Annotated in this window: 21 protein-coding genes and 1 pseudogene; 12 read left to right on the top strand and 10 right to left on the bottom strand. The window is 38.3% G+C overall.

Annotation, left to right across the window (positions count from 1 at the left end):
- Window position 1 precedes the first annotated feature (1 nt).
- From AC6CHS_RS05930 to AC6CHS_RS05920, 3 genes are all read right to left on the bottom strand, one after another.
- Complete coding sequence (locus tag AC6CHS_RS05930; RefSeq protein WP_498234823.1) at window positions 2-1,414, bottom strand: NAD-dependent epimerase/dehydratase family protein; 1,413 nt, start codon at window positions 1,412-1,414, stop codon at window positions 2-4.
- A 90-nt stretch (window positions 1,415-1,504) separates the two neighbouring features.
- Entirely contained in the window at window positions 1,505-1,645 is a 141-nt protein-coding gene (locus tag AC6CHS_RS05925) for a hypothetical protein (RefSeq protein ID WP_155988321.1), read from the bottom strand.
- A 237-nt stretch (window positions 1,646-1,882) separates the two neighbouring features.
- The gene (locus AC6CHS_RS05920) at window positions 1,883-2,428 is read right to left on the bottom strand and encodes a GrpB family protein (protein WP_498234821.1); all 546 of its coding nucleotides are present in this window, start codon (window positions 2,426-2,428) and stop codon (window positions 1,883-1,885) included.
- 174 nt (window positions 2,429-2,602) lie between these two features.
- Here AC6CHS_RS05920 and AC6CHS_RS05915 point away from each other — a divergent pair, with 174 nt between their 5' ends.
- Together AC6CHS_RS05915 and AC6CHS_RS05910 are read left to right on the top strand one after the other, a co-directional pair.
- Entirely contained in the window at window positions 2,603-3,142 is a 540-nt protein-coding gene (locus AC6CHS_RS05915; protein WP_498234820.1) for a PadR family transcriptional regulator, read from the top strand.
- A gap of 14 nt (window positions 3,143-3,156) precedes the next feature.
- Window positions 3,157-3,639, top strand: coding sequence for a DUF4188 domain-containing protein (locus tag AC6CHS_RS05910; RefSeq protein ID WP_498234819.1), 483 nt, complete (start codon window positions 3,157-3,159; stop codon window positions 3,637-3,639).
- Between the two features lie 22 nt (window positions 3,640-3,661).
- Here the strand turns inward: AC6CHS_RS05910 and AC6CHS_RS05905 are convergent, their stop codons facing one another.
- The gene (locus AC6CHS_RS05905; RefSeq protein WP_155988323.1) at window positions 3,662-3,808 is read right to left on the bottom strand and encodes a hypothetical protein; all 147 of its coding nucleotides are present in this window, start codon (window positions 3,806-3,808) and stop codon (window positions 3,662-3,664) included.
- 288 nt (window positions 3,809-4,096) lie between these two features.
- On the opposite strand from AC6CHS_RS05905, the gene AC6CHS_RS05900 reads away from it, so the two are divergent.
- Genes AC6CHS_RS05900 through AC6CHS_RS05890 form a run of 3 tightly spaced genes read left to right on the top strand, consistent with a single transcriptional unit; the run spans window position 4,097 to window position 6,106 of the window.
- Window positions 4,097-4,480, top strand: coding sequence for a GntR family transcriptional regulator (locus tag AC6CHS_RS05900; protein ID WP_498234817.1), 384 nt, complete (start codon window positions 4,097-4,099; stop codon window positions 4,478-4,480).
- The gene (locus AC6CHS_RS05895; RefSeq protein WP_498234815.1) at window positions 4,470-5,339 is read left to right on the top strand and encodes an ATP-binding cassette domain-containing protein; all 870 of its coding nucleotides are present in this window, start codon (window positions 4,470-4,472) and stop codon (window positions 5,337-5,339) included. Before AC6CHS_RS05900 ends, AC6CHS_RS05895 begins: the two co-directional genes overlap by 11 nt.
- Entirely contained in the window at window positions 5,336-6,106 is a 771-nt protein-coding gene (locus tag AC6CHS_RS05890) for a hypothetical protein (RefSeq protein ID WP_498234813.1), read from the top strand. The genes AC6CHS_RS05895 and AC6CHS_RS05890 overlap by 4 nt, the downstream gene beginning before the upstream one ends.
- Window positions 6,107-6,187: 81 nt before the next feature.
- On the opposite strand, the gene AC6CHS_RS05885 is transcribed toward AC6CHS_RS05890, so the two are convergent.
- A complete protein-coding gene (locus AC6CHS_RS05885) occupies window positions 6,188-6,538 on the bottom strand; it encodes a DUF2200 domain-containing protein (RefSeq protein WP_498234811.1) in 351 nt (116 codons plus the stop codon).
- Between the two features lie 165 nt (window positions 6,539-6,703).
- Here AC6CHS_RS05885 and AC6CHS_RS05880 point away from each other — a divergent pair, with 165 nt between their 5' ends.
- Window positions 6,704-7,039 carry a hypothetical protein gene (locus AC6CHS_RS05880; protein ID WP_498234809.1) on the top strand — a complete coding sequence of 112 codons (336 nt, stop codon included), beginning with the start codon at window positions 6,704-6,706 and terminating at the stop codon, window positions 7,037-7,039.
- Between the two features lie 24 nt (window positions 7,040-7,063).
- Complete coding sequence (locus AC6CHS_RS05875; RefSeq protein WP_498234807.1) at window positions 7,064-7,501, top strand: GNAT family N-acetyltransferase; 438 nt, start codon at window positions 7,064-7,066, stop codon at window positions 7,499-7,501.
- Between the two features lie 44 nt (window positions 7,502-7,545).
- Here AC6CHS_RS05875 and AC6CHS_RS05870 read toward each other — a convergent pair whose 3' ends face one another.
- Entirely contained in the window at window positions 7,546-7,701 is a 156-nt protein-coding gene (locus AC6CHS_RS05870; protein ID WP_498234806.1) for a hypothetical protein, read from the bottom strand.
- A gap of 148 nt (window positions 7,702-7,849) precedes the next feature.
- Here AC6CHS_RS05870 and AC6CHS_RS05865 point away from each other — a divergent pair, with 148 nt between their 5' ends.
- The gene (locus AC6CHS_RS05865) at window positions 7,850-8,545 is read left to right on the top strand and encodes a DUF421 domain-containing protein (protein ID WP_498234805.1); all 696 of its coding nucleotides are present in this window, start codon (window positions 7,850-7,852) and stop codon (window positions 8,543-8,545) included.
- A 310-nt stretch (window positions 8,546-8,855) separates the two neighbouring features.
- Entirely contained in the window at window positions 8,856-10,058 is a 1,203-nt protein-coding gene (locus tag AC6CHS_RS05860) for a S8 family peptidase (RefSeq protein ID WP_498234803.1), read from the top strand.
- Window positions 10,059-10,173: 115 nt separating this feature from the next.
- Here AC6CHS_RS05860 and AC6CHS_RS05855 read toward each other — a convergent pair whose 3' ends face one another.
- Window positions 10,174-10,719, bottom strand: coding sequence for a TetR/AcrR family transcriptional regulator (locus AC6CHS_RS05855; RefSeq protein ID WP_498234802.1), 546 nt, complete (start codon window positions 10,717-10,719; stop codon window positions 10,174-10,176).
- A gap of 244 nt (window positions 10,720-10,963) precedes the next feature.
- Between AC6CHS_RS05855 and AC6CHS_RS05850 the strand changes: the two are divergent.
- A pseudogene (locus AC6CHS_RS05850) lies at window positions 10,964-11,131 on the top strand (hypothetical protein); the annotation flags it as partial.
- Between the two features lie 35 nt (window positions 11,132-11,166).
- Window positions 11,167-12,624: a DHA2 family efflux MFS transporter permease subunit gene (locus AC6CHS_RS05845; protein WP_498234801.1), complete on the top strand. Its 1,458-nt coding sequence runs from the start codon at window positions 11,167-11,169 to the stop codon at window positions 12,622-12,624.
- Window positions 12,625-12,678: 54 nt separating this feature from the next.
- On the opposite strand, the gene AC6CHS_RS05840 is transcribed toward AC6CHS_RS05845, so the two are convergent.
- The 3 genes from AC6CHS_RS05840 to AC6CHS_RS05830 all read right to left on the bottom strand — a co-directional run bounded on the left by AC6CHS_RS05840 (window position 12,679) and on the right by AC6CHS_RS05830 (window position 14,315).
- A complete protein-coding gene (locus AC6CHS_RS05840) occupies window positions 12,679-12,945 on the bottom strand; it encodes a hypothetical protein (protein ID WP_498234800.1) in 267 nt (88 codons plus the stop codon).
- Window positions 12,946-13,062: 117 nt separating this feature from the next.
- Window positions 13,063-13,554 (bottom strand): NUDIX hydrolase, encoded by a 492-nt coding sequence (locus AC6CHS_RS05835; RefSeq protein ID WP_498234798.1) that lies wholly within the window; start codon window positions 13,552-13,554, stop codon window positions 13,063-13,065.
- 188 nt (window positions 13,555-13,742) lie between these two features.
- Window positions 13,743-14,315, bottom strand: coding sequence for a CBO0543 family protein (locus AC6CHS_RS05830; protein ID WP_498234796.1), 573 nt, complete (start codon window positions 14,313-14,315; stop codon window positions 13,743-13,745).
- A gap of 307 nt (window positions 14,316-14,622) precedes the next feature.
- Between AC6CHS_RS05830 and AC6CHS_RS05825 the strand changes: the two genes are divergently transcribed.
- A complete protein-coding gene (locus AC6CHS_RS05825; RefSeq protein WP_498234794.1) occupies window positions 14,623-15,873 on the top strand; it encodes a LysM peptidoglycan-binding domain-containing protein in 1,251 nt (416 codons plus the stop codon).
- Window positions 15,874-15,927 lie beyond the last annotated feature (54 nt).

The raw sequence follows: 15,927 nt of genomic DNA, 5'->3' as shown, positions 1-15,927 counted from the left end.
ACTATATTGCCATCCGCTCTTTCATTTGCTGTTCATTGAGCCGTTTCATATGGTGACGGAAGCAAATCATGATAAATAGATGAGCGTGAGCCTGGGTGTGTTGATAGACAAACCATGGCAGGGACGGTAGGTAATCGTGGATAGCTATGATCGCTTCGTTCGATTTAGGTAATTTTCTAAATTCCATGCGGCCTCGTTCATTACGGCTGGAATCTGACAGAAAGCCACCACTTATATAATAAAGCGCACGATCTTCTGTACTACGTTCTGGTGCATACGCAAGCTCCAGCAGAGACTTCTTGTTACCAATCCAGCCAATCTGGCAATTCAGATCCTCATCAACCGTTGTACGAACCCATGGATTAAGGAATCGTTCCAGCCATTGCACGTAATACCTTGCCACCTCATCGGCACGATAGCCTTCTGGTAGTGGAATCCGCTGTACGGAGCGCACATCTCTTTTCAGTGGTCCAATTTCAGGTTTTGGAAATAGCTTGCGCTTATTTTCCTCCTCCCTTAACGAATATGCTGCCGCTTCTTTAAAGGAAATCGTTCCATGGCTGACTCCATCTGCATCTTTATTGGCAGTTAAGGGATGCTTCAAACTCGCCAATAGCGGATATACCGTTTCCTTTGGCGTTTGCGTGATTAGTCGTAACCATAAACGGGACAGATACAAGGAGAAGAAGGGAACATTATACATGACCCGCTTTTTCCCCATTACTTCAGCCGTTTGCTCCATCATCTGGCGGTATGTCATAACCTCAGGGCCACCAAGATCATAGGAATCATTCACTGCCTTCTCTTCTGAAACCGTTGTGTCCAAGGAGTTCAGCACATCCGGTAGCGCAATGGGCTGAGTCTTGGTGCGTGTCCACTTTGGTAGAATCATAATCGGCAGACGCTTAACCAACTTAACCAGAATTGGAAAGGAAGATCCCTTTGGCCCAACAATCAGCCCTGCACGTAAAGCAGTCACCGGAGTACCATATGCCCGGAGAATGCGTTCCACTTCCAATCTACTTTTCAGATGGGCGGAAAGCTTTTCTACCCCTTCTGGTACGATGCTGCCAAGGTAGATAATTTTCTTAACGCCTTGCTTCTTTGCAGCCTGAGCGAAGTTGTCAGAAAGGATGACATCCATATCCGCAAAATGACCCTGTGTAAGCTTAGCTGATGGCATCATGGAATGCACGAGGTATACTGCAATGTCCGCTCCCTCTAGACCTTTTTCCGCATCCTTTAAGGAAAACAAGTCACAGGAACGCCACGTGATATCTTCTGTTTCTTCCCGCTTATCTCCGTTTCGAGAAAGCCCGATAATATTCATGCGTCCACGTAGCTTGGCAAGTAGGTTCTGTCCAATATAACCACTAGCTCCGGCTACTGCGACGACGGGTTTGTTTTCTGACATAGGTCCACATCCTTTTAATCTCTTCTACTAGGTTGTACCCTCTAAAGGGCGGCTGTAACCAATGGGCATTAATTTCATTTAAAAGGAATGCTATTTAAAATAATTAATTACTATACTGCCTATAATGACCAATAAAGTAAGGATAATCATAAAACCAGGCTTTCCTACAAACGCTCTGTCAAAAGTGTCTTGTTTATCTTCTCTTTCTCGATCGTTTCTATTTCGACTCATGAAAGCCCTCCTTTTAGTAGGGTTTGAAAAAGCTAGTCTATCCAAATTATAAACTAGCGTGATAGAACAAAAGTATTAGATTAAACAATTATATCATCCTTTACAGAGTATGAAATCGCCGCTAATATTTGGTAAGGTTCTTTTATAGAAATGCAACCTTTCGTTTACTGGAGAATCTAAATGTTATAGAATTCTCACCTTTTTCACCTTTCATCAATACGCCAAACTCCTAAATAATTAATTTATAATAGAATATATAAACTTTGTTTTAGACTTTGTGTATTGCTCTCGATCATTTTTGAATTTTTCGGCTGATTTCCTTTTTAGTTTTGCATATTCATTCACCAGATCTTGGTTAGATCGTAATCGATCCCGAAACAATAACTGTTTATCCCACCTATCATCACCTTTTAGCAATAAATGTAGATGCGCTTCCCGCTTATTATTACTTACTTTTACGAAAAACCGTTGCCAAGGTCGCTGGTCTAAATCTGGGTGTACATAGTGCCAGTTATGATTACTTAATATAGAGAGTGCTTCATCCTCTACGATTTTAAAGCAATCAACCTTCGCCATTAGATCGATAATTGGCTTAGATGGTAAGTTGGGAATAGATGTACTCCCATAGTGTTCGATTTCCTGTATTCCTATAGGGTCTAAAAGATCTAGAAGTAACTGTTTCTCTTGTTCCCCTTTTTCTAACCAAGCTTGGTTTGGCTCCTCGATCTTAACTTCTTCTGTAGCCCATATCGGCCATGTAGATTCATCATGAATATTACTCATATTGTACCCCTTTCTAAAGGTTTACTACATTAAGTTATTTGTATATTACTACTGTTTAGACTTACTAACAATTTGACTTCCTTGTAAATCTTTAAATTAATACTTCCCTTTACTACATTTTTCATATACTATATATATCTAAATGATACATATCATAAAGATAGGATGAACTTCATGGAAAAGTACAATAATACAACCTACGCAATTCTTGGGATTCTTACTACTGGATGCAAATCAGGTTATGACATTAAGCAGCTTATGGATCGAAGCCTCTCCCACTTCTGGAAAATTAGTTATGGGCAGATCTATCCCACACTAAAACAGCTAACGGAGAGCGAATTAGTCACCGTCACGACAACCACGCAGGATGGAAAGCCAGATAGAAAGGAATATGATCTCACCAGCAAAGGAACGAAAGCATTGGAAAAGTGGCTCATACAACCAATTGAGCAGACTCCAGTGGAACGAAATGAAGTTCTACTCAAACTTTTTTTCGGGAGACATCAGCCCACAGATAAAACCCTCATCCAGCTGGAGGACTATAAACAAAAGTTAGAGGAACGATTGCAGACTTATACTTCGATCGAGCAAGCAATTAGTAAAAATCACGAGACTGACCCTGATGCACAATATTGGTTATTCACACTCGATTATGGAAAGCGGACTACCGCGGCTGCCATCGATTGGTGCGAAGCCACAATAAAAGCAATTTAAAAGGAGGAAACAAAATGGGTAAAACAATTTTCAGTGGAAGGTTTACAACAGAGAATGAGGAAAATCTTGTTGTATTTATTATTGGGATGCGCATTAACAAGCGAAGGGCTATCCATAAATGGCTCCCAGTTATGAAATCTATGCCACCTATGGTTAAAGAACTATACACGCACAAGGAAGAGCTTGGCTTCCTGTCCATGGAAAGTTTCTTCGGACTTCGCACAACCGTCATGATCCAATACTGGCGCTCTACGGAAGACTTGCTTGCCTATGCGAAGGGGAACAACCATTTAAAGGCTTGGAAGAACTTTAACAAAAAAGTTGGGAACAATGCCGCAGTTGGTATTTACCATGAAACCTATGTAGTGAAGCAAGGGAACTATGAATCTGTTTATGGCAACATGCCAGAGTATGGGTTGGCAAAGGCCATGCCTCGTATCCCAATTAATCCAGAGAAAAGGACAGCTAGGAAACGCCTAACATCGTCGACTAAATAATGCCCCACACTCATTGCTTGCTTTATGCTTTCGGTCCCTTTCTATAATCCGTTTGCCCGCTATTAAATTTCTTCACTTCTTTTTCTAAATGGTCAAGTCGTTTATGAATTCGATAGAACATAGGAAGATATGCCACGATAATAATAATGATAATCCATGCTATTTCCAAAACCTTCTCCTCCTTTGATTTTTTCATCTTCTTTATTGTAACAACATATGGATAAGCAAACTAGGATTCTCTAGTAAACCTTTACTTTAATTAACGATTCTTGCAGTATACATCCAAAACCACACGTCTGCTTAATAGGCTAAGTGTGGTTTTTGGCGTACCTATAAAAACTCCAACACACCCAATTTTCACAGTTTATATTGACTTCAAAAAAGTTACCTGTTATGGTTATACACATAAGTATATAACCATATAAGTGTATAACAAAAAAGGATTGTGGGAGATAACATGAGAGGTGCATTTACGCAAGACAAACCGATATATGTCCAGGTGCGTGAAAGATTGGAAGATCAGATTTTAAATAATCAATTAAAAGAAGAGGAAAAGGCACCTTCCACCAATCAGTTGGTTGATTTTTATAAGATTAACCATGCCACTGTGACCAAGGGGATTAATCCGCTAGTGGAGGAAGGAATCCTTTATAAGAAGAGAGGGATTGGAATGTTCGTTGCCGTTGGGGCAAAGGAAAAACTGAAGGAAAAGCGTAAGCTCTCCTTCATGGAGGACTATGTTGTCAAATTAGTTCAGGAAGCTGACAAACTGGAAATTGAAGAGAATGAGATCATTCAATTAATAAAAAAAGTAAAAGGCGGAGATCAAAATGACCATTAAAGTTAAGAACTTGAGTCTGCATTATAGAAATCATACCGCCCTGCATGATATAAACTTTGCGTTAACAGAAAAGAAAATCTATGGTCTGCTTGGCAGAAATGGTGCTGGGAAAACAAGCCTGTTATCCATCCTTGCATCCTTTAATGAGCAGTCTAGTGGCTCGCTTACCATTAACGGGGAAGCTCCGTTTGAAAATGCCGATATTATGCAGCAGGTCTCCTTTTTATATGATAAAGACTATAAGGACGAATCAGATAAAATAGTGTCCTTACTTCAAGATGTTCAGCGCTACCGTCCTAATTTTGATATGGATTATGCAGAAGAGCTTGTTGCAAAATTTAAGCTGCCCAAAGATAAAGCAGTTAAACACTTTTCAAAAGGGATGCAATCTGCTCTCAATGTCATCATTGGTCTCGCGGGAAGAACCCCCATTACTATTTTTGATGAGGTATACCTTGGTATGGATGCCCCATCACGGGATATCTTTTACAAAGAAGTTTTAGCAGATCAGCAAGAGCATCCAAGAATAATTATTCTTTCCACACATCTCGTGTCTGAGATGGACTATCTCTTTGATGAGGTGCTGTTATTAAACAACGGAAAGCTTTTGCTTCACGAGGAATACGATACACTTCTTGCTAAGGGAGCTTCTATTACAGGGAGCAGTGAATTAGTGGGGGAGTTCGTTAAAGACATGGAACAGATACATGAAACGCAATTAGGTGGGACCAAATCGGTCATGGTTTATGGTACATTACGCGAAGAGGAAAAACAGGCTGCGCTAGCTAAAGGGTTGGAAATCGCACCACTATCGCTCCATGAACTATTTGTCCACTTAACCGAGGAGGGAGCAGAATGAAACAAACAAATAACTATCTCAAAGTAATGAAAGATATGTTCACTGTGCAAATGTTGTGGGCATTTGGCGTAATGGGCGTCATGCTTATCATCGGCATTGTAAGACTGGTCCTTCAATTTCAGGAAAATGGGCAGGATAATTTCTATAATTCTTTCTTTGTCGTCGCTACTTTCTTCTTTTTTGTTATTGGAATTATGGCCACATCCTTTCTACCACACTATGTAGGGCATGGTGTCACGAGAAAGGATTACTATAAAGGGGCTTCTCTTGCTTTGATTGGTATGGCAGTTACGCTTCCGTTTATCGTGTGGGGTATTTCCGCCTTAACGGAACTAATCGTAGAAAATGTAACGAGTTTTTCGTTTAGAGAACCAAATATAAACTTTTTTGCAGACGAGGATAGTTTAATCGGGGATATTATTCAGTTTCTGATTATAACGCCATTTGTGGAGCCTGAGAGTAATTGGATACTAGCCATTGGCATCTTTAGTTTGAAGATATTGACTTACTATTTGGCTGGATGGTTAATTAGCGCAGCCTTCTATAGATTTTCGGTTATTGTCGGCTTAGGGGTTATTGCTATTTCAATTGTTCTTCTAACAGCGGAAAATGTACTCCTCAGATCATTACTGAACCAGCCTATTCCAAATCGCTATGCATTTCTTGAAATGCCAGAAGGAATCGCTATTGCAGCCTTATTCATTATTCCTCTTGGCATGTTTTACTTAATCCGTTTTATGACAAAACGGGTTTCAATTAAAATGTAACTGATTCTAAGGAAGGGTAGCCGCACAGAGGTTACCCTTTTGTATTATTTATAATCTATCCAAGCTCTTTATGGTTAATTATTATTTCCGCAAGATCTTCTCCATTGCTTTGCCCTTGGCTAATTCATCGACCACTTTATCCAAATAACGAATTTCCTTCATCGTTGGTTCTTCGATGTCTTCCACTCTGACACCGCAGATCACACCTTTAATAAGTTCACGTGAAGGATTCATTTTAGGAGCTTCCGCAAAGAAGGTCTCAAAGTCTGCCTTTTTTTCCAATTGCTCTTCTAACTCTTCCTGGCTATAACCTGTTAACCAACGGATAATTTCATCGACTTCTGATTTTGTACGTTCTTTTTTCTCCGCTTTGGTAACGTAATGTGGATAGACACTTGCGACACTCGTTGTAAAGATCCTGTGTTTCGTCATGATACATCCTCCTTAGCGTATATACAATCTTAACTCGCGGTCAGAGTTATCGGCGTTAACTTAAGTAATATTCTAACACAATAGCCTCCAGTACCTTAGTGAAATAAGGTAAAATGAAGATATAGCAACTTATATCCGAACGGGCAAAATTTTAGCGAATTAAAAGTGAGGGAAGGTTATGACAAAGAAAAAGTTGAAATTGCGAAAGGGACACAAGGCACTGCTTGGTCTGTTTCTTCATCTAGCTTTTTTTTATCCTTACAGCTAACATTTTCTGTTATTGGGGATTACCATAATGGCTGGCACCTTTTCAAGCTTAGTCCTAGTGGAGACAGGGCTGTATCTTTCTTAAAACCTTTATCGGATATTGTTCAAATTAACGAAAGCTACCAATTCAATGTGATGACGGGGATAATGATTGTAGCGCTACTCATTCACGTTATGGCCATCCTTCTTGACTTCACTTTATTTAAGAAACATAAGGGGCACGTTACCGATTAAATATATTAAGAAAAGGGGCTTACGATGGACTCTTTAGAAATCAAAGAACTACAATCTCAACATGAAATTTTGGACGCATTTCCGGTCATGAGTCAATTACGAACCCACCTCAATGCAGAGACATACCTTGAATTAGTATTAGAAGCAAAAGAAAAAGATAGCTATAAATTAGTTGCATTAATGGAGCAAGAAGAAATAGTAGCAGTAATTGGCTTTAAGCCGATGATAACCCTTTATTATGGGCGGTTTGTTTGGGTTTGCGATCTTGTTACACATACAAATAAGCGTTCAAAGGGATATGGAGAAAGGCTACTGACATACGTTCATAAGTGGGCAAAGGAGAACAATTATGAGAGTGTAGCATTATCTTCTGGACTACAGCGAACCGATGCACATCGTTTTTATGAAGAAAAAATGGATTATGACAAAGTTAGTTTTGTATTTAAATCATCGTTAAAATAGAAGGCCACACTTTCATTGTGTGGCCTTTTTTAGATTACAGCTATTTATAGTTCTCTCCCTGAAGCACCTGGGTGTTGGTTTGAGGTTTTAGTATTATTGGTTTTCGGATCAGTATTCTTTGCACGTTCCCCGTGACCTGGATAGATGGATCTGTTTTTCCCTTGAGCTTTAATAAACTTTCCAAAGTCTGTATTAACCATTATGAAACGCCTCCTTTCCCCATTAAAATGCCCCACTGTTTTTAGTTTAATCAACTGTTTTGGCTTGCTACACATCCCTCATTTGTTGGTTAAATCTTGTAACTTTTACACATAATAAGCTGAAAACGAGATGGGTGGTGAATTACATATGGATATTAATGAGTTAATTTTAAGAGTCGTGATCGGCTTTTTCGTCCTACTTTGTATGACAAGGTGGCTTGGAAGGAAAGAAATTAGTCAAATGACCTTTTTAAATTTCACTTCGGCTATCGCCATTGGTTCCATTACGGCAAACCTTGTCGTGAACCAGAATTTGAGCATTCTAAATGGTGTGTTGGCAATTGTCGGATGGGCAATCATTACGTACATTTTAGGGATCGTGGAGTTAAAATCCAAGAAGGTAAGGAAGGTCATTTCAGGAACCCCTGTGGTAGTCATCAAGGAAGGAAAGCTCGTCAACAGATCGCTTCAATCAACCAGGTTAGACTTGGATTCATTAAATGCTTTGCTTAGACAAAAGAATATCTTTTCCATAGCTGACATCGACTATGCTATTTTAGAAACCAATGGGAAATTAACAGTTCTCCCTTTAGACCCCAAAAAACCTGTAACGAAGTTGGATATGAACGTACCTATCACGCCAAAGACGTTCCCTATTCCTACAGAGGTTATATCGGATGGCAGAATTCTAACAAAGAACTTGAAAAAGTTAAAGCTTGATACGAATTGGATACAGCAACAATTACAGCAGCAAAATATTACCTCAGCATCAGAAGTATTATTCGGCCAAGTCCAGACAGATGGGACATTGTTCGTGCATGTAAAAGGAAATATCTCCGAATAAACCCTTTCATATTATGGTCTTTAACCTAATTGCTTGGTTCCATTAAAGCATGAGGGCTTAAAGGCCTTTTTTGTACTTCTTTTTCACTTTCTCTTCCCCGAAATTTCCTCCCTGTATATCGGTAAACGCTGTCCTTTCGTTAATTTTAGCTGAAGTATTCCATTTTCAGGAAAAAATAGGTCTAAAGGGAACGCAATTTATTTGTCCCTCTCTTCGATTTTTCCCAACATGCCAACAGCTTGGATATACACATGAAGGTATCCTCCTAGCCATATAGTTTTTTGTAGTCAAAAAAAAGGGAGGAAAGTAGATGAAAATGAAGGGCTTTAGTTTTTTGGTGTTCTTGCTTTTGGTGGTGGCTTTTCCTTTAGTTGGTTTTGCCGAGGAGAATCAGCCATTAGATGGGGAGAAGGTTTCTGTTAATGTAGGCATTGAAAAGGATGCCTATGTTAAAGGAGAAGTTATTGTTAAATTTAAGGATAGCGTTTCATTAAACAGTCAAGAACAGATTTTAAACGAATTAAATGCTAAGGTTCAACCAAGTCCCAATGTCGTGAAGTCGCCGTTTATCGTGTTAGAAGTGAGCGATGTGGATAGTGTTGTAAAAACATTAAGTAAGAATTCGAATGTGGAATACGCCGAACCGAATTACGTATTAAAAGCAACCTGGAGTCCCAACGATACGTACTTCAGCACATCGTATCAATATGGGTTATTTAATACATCTGCAAATCAAGGCTGGGATTATGCAAGGGGAAGCTCCTCCCAAGAAGTTGCTGTTCTTGATACTGGGGTAGACTATAATCATCCCGATTTAGACGGAAAAACGAACCTGGGGTATGACTTTGTGGACCGTGACTATACTCCCTTCGACGCGAATGGTCATGGCACCCATGTTGCAGGAATTGCAGCAGCAGAAACAAATAATGGTACCGGTATTGCTGGCATGGCACCGAATACCACAATATTAGCTGTTCGTGTACTAGATGCAAACGGAAGTGGCTCACTTTCCAACATAGCCAATGGCATACGTTATGCTGCGGACAATGGAGCAGAGGTAATAAATCTCTCTTTAGGCTGTGCATGTGACACGCAAACGTTAGAGTCCGCTGTTAACTATGCATGGAATAATGGTTCCGTTGTGGTAGCTGCTGCAGGAAATGACGGTACATCCCAACAATTCCAGCCAGCATCCTATGCAAATGCAATTGCAGTTGGCGCTGTTGATCGGAATAATAATAAAGCAAGCTTCTCTAACTATGGAACGTGGGTAGATGTGTCTGCTCCAGGAGTCGATATTGCTTCCACCTATCCAGGGAATAGCTATACCTATATGTCAGGAACTTCCATGGCCTCTCCTTATGTTGCTGGTCAAGCGGCCTTATTAACTGGTCAAGGGAAGAGCAATGCCCAGGTACGCGCAGCTATACAAAATACGGCCGACAGTGTTAGTGGCACCGGCTATTATGTCCGTTATGGAATGATTAATGTGTTAGATTCCGTACGATACTAATAAGTCTTTGCGGGTAGCATCCATCTTGGGTGCTACTTTTTTGTCCGCTTTTCACTAGTTTATTAGCGGATCACTGTTATCTATTAAATGAAGAACGATTTAGATTTAAAGACCTTTATCCTGTATACATTAAATAAATCTGATCCGCAATATAATCTGAACTAAAATGCATCCCCTTCTTAATCCACCACATGATAATACCTACCAAAGAAGCTGTTTTAATATCAATAGCGACATAATTAGTAGGTAGGTCCGCCTTGGTATTCTTCCTTCTTGTTTCTACTAACTCCTCTAGAAACAAAAACAACTGATCCTCAAACTGACTTATATTAAATAAAGTAAATAAATGATTTCTTTGGATATATAAATAATCTAGTAATTGTGTTAGCTGCTGTTTTTTAGATAAATCTTTTGCATGAGTTAAAGCAATAATCTTCTCTGAAAGCTCGTTTAAAATCTCATCATTGATTTGTGTTAGCAAATCATGAATATCCTGGTAATGTAAATAAAACGTTGTCCTATTTAACCCTGCTTTGGCTGCGACTTTTTGAACCGTTAGATTTGAAATAGTGGATTCCTCGCTTAGAAGAGAAAAAACAGCATTTTTAAACATTTCTCTTGTTCGAATGGTTCGAGGGTCTTCTTTTTTTTGTATAGACATTTTAAACTCCTTTATTGTTTATTGTTTAACTTTCTAAACATTATATATTTCCTGTGTCGATTAGTGAACAATCACTATAAAACTGTTCATGGTCAGGACGGTATATTGTTTGTTATGATGTATTTTATCTACACTGTGTTGATAAAGCAAATGTAATCAATAAAGGTTTTTTCGTTCATTAAGGGGGTTCAGGGAATGGCAGGCGTTTTTAGTAAACGTCGAATCACCAGCAAAAACTAAAACAATTGGACGATATCTCGGAAGAAAATAACAGGTCAAAGTTTCGATGGGACATGGACGTGATTTGCCACGAAGTCATATAGAGGTTAACGTAGACCAAAATTTTGAACCTAAGTATATAACAATCTGTGGGAAAGGTTCTATTTTAAAAGACTTAAAACAAGTGAAAAAAATTAAAAGACAAGCAATCATCAAGGAGTTTTACTTATGGAAAATGAAAGAAGAGAAATTAAAAAAGGGATATTATTATTTGTATTGATATCAGGTTGTTTCCTATCAGTATTGAACCAAACATTATTGAATGTGGCACTAAGTAACTTAATGGATATATTTCATGTAACAGCCGCCACAGTTCAATGGCTTTCAACAGGCTTTCTGCTTGTAAACGGTGTGTTAATTCCCGTAACAGCATTTTTAATGAAACGTTTTACGACGAGACAATTATTTACTAGCTCCATGCTCTTTTTACTATTGGGTACTATTATTTGTGCAATAGCTCCTAACTTTGCATTTTTATTAATTGGACGAATGATTCAAGCCGTTGGAGCAGGGATTATCATTCCTCTTATGATGAGTGTGGTTCTGTCTATTTACCCTCCTGAAAAGAGAGGAAGCGCTATGGGCTCCATTGGGTTTGCAATGATATTTGCCCCTGCCATTGCCCCGACTTTAGCAGGGTTTATTATTGATTATGTATCTTGGCGCTGGTTATTTATTGGATTAGTACCCCTTATACTCATTGTGATTTTATTAGCATTAAAGTTCTTAGTGAATGTATCCGAAACAGCTAAATCAAAACTGGATATCGTCAGTGTAATTTTATCAACCATTGGTTTTGGATTTATTTTATATGGATTCAGTAATGCTGGTAATAAAGGTTGGGACTCCTCGATTGTTATTTTTTCATTAATCGTTGGGTTAGGCTTTACGGTATTCTTCTGTATACGCCAAATAAAATCAAAGGATCCCGTATTAAATTTATCCGTATTCAAGTATAAGGTGTTTACTCTAACCTCATTACTCAATGTGTTCGTAACCATGATCATGTATGCGGATTTAATCCTATTACCTATTTACCTGCAAACGGGTAGGGGGTTTACAGCATTTGAGGCAGGTCTTTTATTATTACCCGGTGCAGTCATCAATGCACTATTGTCTCCAATTACTGGTAAGTTATATGACAGAGTTGGTGCAAAACCATTATTTATTATTGGGCTTTTACTTATGATCCCTTCGATGTGGGCTGTAACCGATTTAACAGCTTCGACCTCTTTCATGTATTTAATGATTCGTACTATCATTTTGCGTATTGGGCTAAGCTTCATTACGATGCCCCTCAATACATCTGCATTAAACGCATTACCTAAACAATTAGGATCACATGGATCTGCAGTTGTTAATACTGTACGTCAACTTGCAGGTGCAATCGGAACCGCCGTAGTGGTAACCATTTATACAGCTCAAGTTACGAATCATACATCAGAAATCATGAAGGAGGATCCAACTGCTTCATCGCAAAAAATTGAAAGTCTATCTTCTATACTAGGTTCTGGTGATGCTTACTACTTTATGATGATATTAGCAGTCATCGCACTTGTTTTAACATTATTCATGCCAAAGAAAAGTGTTGATAAAGAAAAGCCTTCCGTATCTGAATCAGCGTAGATTACGTTTTAGCAGATTTAATTTGTAGGTAGCATCCATCTTGGGGTGCTACTTTTAGGTAGAAGATTTTACGTATTCTGGCATATATCTTATGAAATAGGCACCTATCATCAACAAGACAATCGTCATTGACCAACTCAATATCCCAGCAAAATGAAACCAATAAGCTAAGAGGTGGGTTATCGCGATAAGGAAAAAACAAATTGAGGGGATAGCACTTTTTATCCCTGTTATACCAGACTTTTTTCTCTTTTGGATGACAACATAAACAGAAAAGATAAGAGCGATTATTAATATTATAGTTAAAATTATGTGAACCATTTAAATCTCCTTTTTCTACCGCATATGTATATGAATTTTCTTCTTATTTAACTTTTTAAGTTCTTATTTACGAGTTGATTACTATTCCAAAGGATCACGGTTCGGATTTAACGTAAACTATATCTGCAAAGCATAATTAAGTATTTCTTGGTATAAATCATCCCAGCCATGATGATATCTAGTTATGTTTTCTGGATTTATTAGAACTCTTTCTTTTGATTCATACTGTGCTTTGAATTCATGTAATTGGTCAATATCCAAACGATAAAAGACTTGATATCCAATTAAAGGGTACGGGCTATTCTCATCCCAGTTTGGATTTTCATTATGATCAACCACTATATAACCTAAAAGAGAACAACTCCCTGTTATATACGCTTCTTCATATGCTTCACGCTTTAAACATTCCTCAGGAGTCTCTACCTCTTCAATATGACCTCCCGGGAAATCCCAACCTCTATGTCTTAAATTAATTAATACCAATTTATCATCCATAAAACAAAACCCATGAACACTAGTTATTTGTTCACTTGGTGGGAGCTGTTTGGTATTACGGTTCCAAGTTAATTTTACTTGCATTTCTCCCCAATTAGCATATTTTGTAGTCATGTATTCCTCCTCTAACACAACTTTTCTTTCACAAATCAAAGTACTTACTATTCAAAATATATTGTAGCATAAACTTACTCACCGAACGTCGTATCCCTAATTGAAGCTCTCCTTCAAACGCAAAAGGATTCCACTTCAACAATTCTTTTTTACATTAAACCTAACCCTTCAGTAAAAAAAAGGAAGTATTACACTTTAGATCCTTTTTCAAAGTATACAAACAGATTTGTAATCCATTTTGATAAACACATAATAACTAAATAACCTATTAGTATATGGAAATAATTAGCCCCATTATCTAATATAAACAAATCAAACATACTCAATAAAGGCTTTAAAATATATGAGATAAACAAGCACAATCCTATAAAATACAAATAATAATTCTTGTCATGGTTTAATACCCACTGATAAAGGAGTATAAAAATTACGGGTATAAAAGATACATCTAACCCCAAGCTAACTGTGATTGTTGGCATAAGTTGAAAAGGGTAGCTCCAGAATCCTAACTTTGCACCAAATGTATCTATGTAAGTAAACCATACATGAACATTGAAACCGAAAAAGCCAAGGAGTAGGGCTTTTTTTCTATCTATTTTAAAGTAAAGTATTACGAGTGGTACTAATAAAAACATAACATGTAACCAAAATTGCCACGTATCAAAGGAAGAATGATGATGCCAATAGTCTGTAAAACCTTTTGTAATATCAGTATGCTCTTTTTCCAAGTCTGTTAATAACTGTTGTTGTTCGTCATTCATTATCCTTCACCCCCACTAAATAGAAATAATATTTTTATTACCTCTAGTATTGGTGAACATATATCTTTTATCCATTAATTTACAAATTAGTGGTAGGTCCCCCTTTTACGAGCCGTTTACCCCTTCTTGGTAAAAGCCTTCTCATTTATCCTATAGTTTTACAATACATTTACCTTACTTAACGGGCAGTTATAAAACGCTATCCAGATTTATGATAAGTACATAGTCTTCATGAAGGTTAATTGAACCATCCTCTACGTGCACGTAGACAAGGAAGATAAAAAACTAAGAAGAAGGAGTTAATAGAATGACAACAACTGTTGCAAGTACTACGGTTTACATTGTACAACCAGGAGACGTATTGGGAAGGATTGCAGAACAATTTGGAATGACGTTATCTGAGATCATGTCGCTTAACAACATTAGCAATCCTGATCTCATTCAAGTGGGACAAGAGTTGCTCGTTTATAGTAATGGAAATGGTGGATCAAATCCTGGCACGACCGTTTATGTGGTACAACCAGGGGACGTATTGGGGAGGATTGCGGAACAATTTGGAATGACATTATCTGAGATTATGGCTCTTAACAATATTAGTAATCCGGACCTTATTCAAGTGGGACAAGAACTGCTCGTTTATAGTGATGGGAATGACGATGGTGGCTCTTCTCCTGACACGATCATTTATATCGTCCAGCCAGGCGATGTGTTAGGAAGGATTGCAGAACAGTTTGGAATGACTTTATCTGAGATTATGTCACTTAACAACATTAGCAATCCTGATCTCATTCAAGTGGGACAAGAGCTACTCGTTTATAGTGATGGGAATGACGATGGCGGGTCTACTCCTGACACGATCATTTATATTGTACAGCCAGGGGATGTGTTAGGAAGGATTGCACAGCGCTTTGGAATGACATTGGATGAAATTATGGCATTAAACAACATTAGTAACCCGGACCTTATTCAGGTTGGGCAAGAGCTGCTCGTTTATGATAACGGGGACAGTGGCTTGCCACCAGGAGATGGTGATCTCTATGTAACGGAAAGCCAGCTAAATCAAATTGGGTGGTCTAGCACCTATCTTTCAAATGCCATTTTAGAGGATTTAAATAGATGCTTAGAAAGATATAATATTACAACAAGATCTCGACTATGCCATTTTATTAGCCAATGTAGCCATGAGTCGGGAGCTGGTCGATGGACAAAAGAACTAGCATCCGGTTGGGATTACGAAGGACGAACAGATTTAGGGAACACCCAACCTGGTGATGGCCCTAAATTTAAAGGTGGAGGTTATATTCAATTGACAGGTCGCTATAATTACACACGATTTTCCAATGACATTGGTGATCCAGAAATTGTAAACCAAGGTGTTGATTACGTTGCTGCTAATTATCCATGGACAAGTGCCGGATTCTGGTGGGACTTAAACAATATGAATGCACTTTGTGATACGAATCCATCAGTGGAGGCTGTAACGTTAAGAGTTAATGGTGGTTACAATGGATTAGAGGATCGAAGAATGTATTATAACCGCTGCCTTCAAGTATTCTAATCGAAAAGAAACTGATCCGAAATAACAGCAAGGGGCGGCTTACAAATTAGTGAA

Source organism: Oceanobacillus sp. GQ8 (assembly GCF_059758495.1).
Note: the sequence above shows the minus strand (reverse complement) of the source record. Positions and strands in the feature narration are given on the sequence as shown.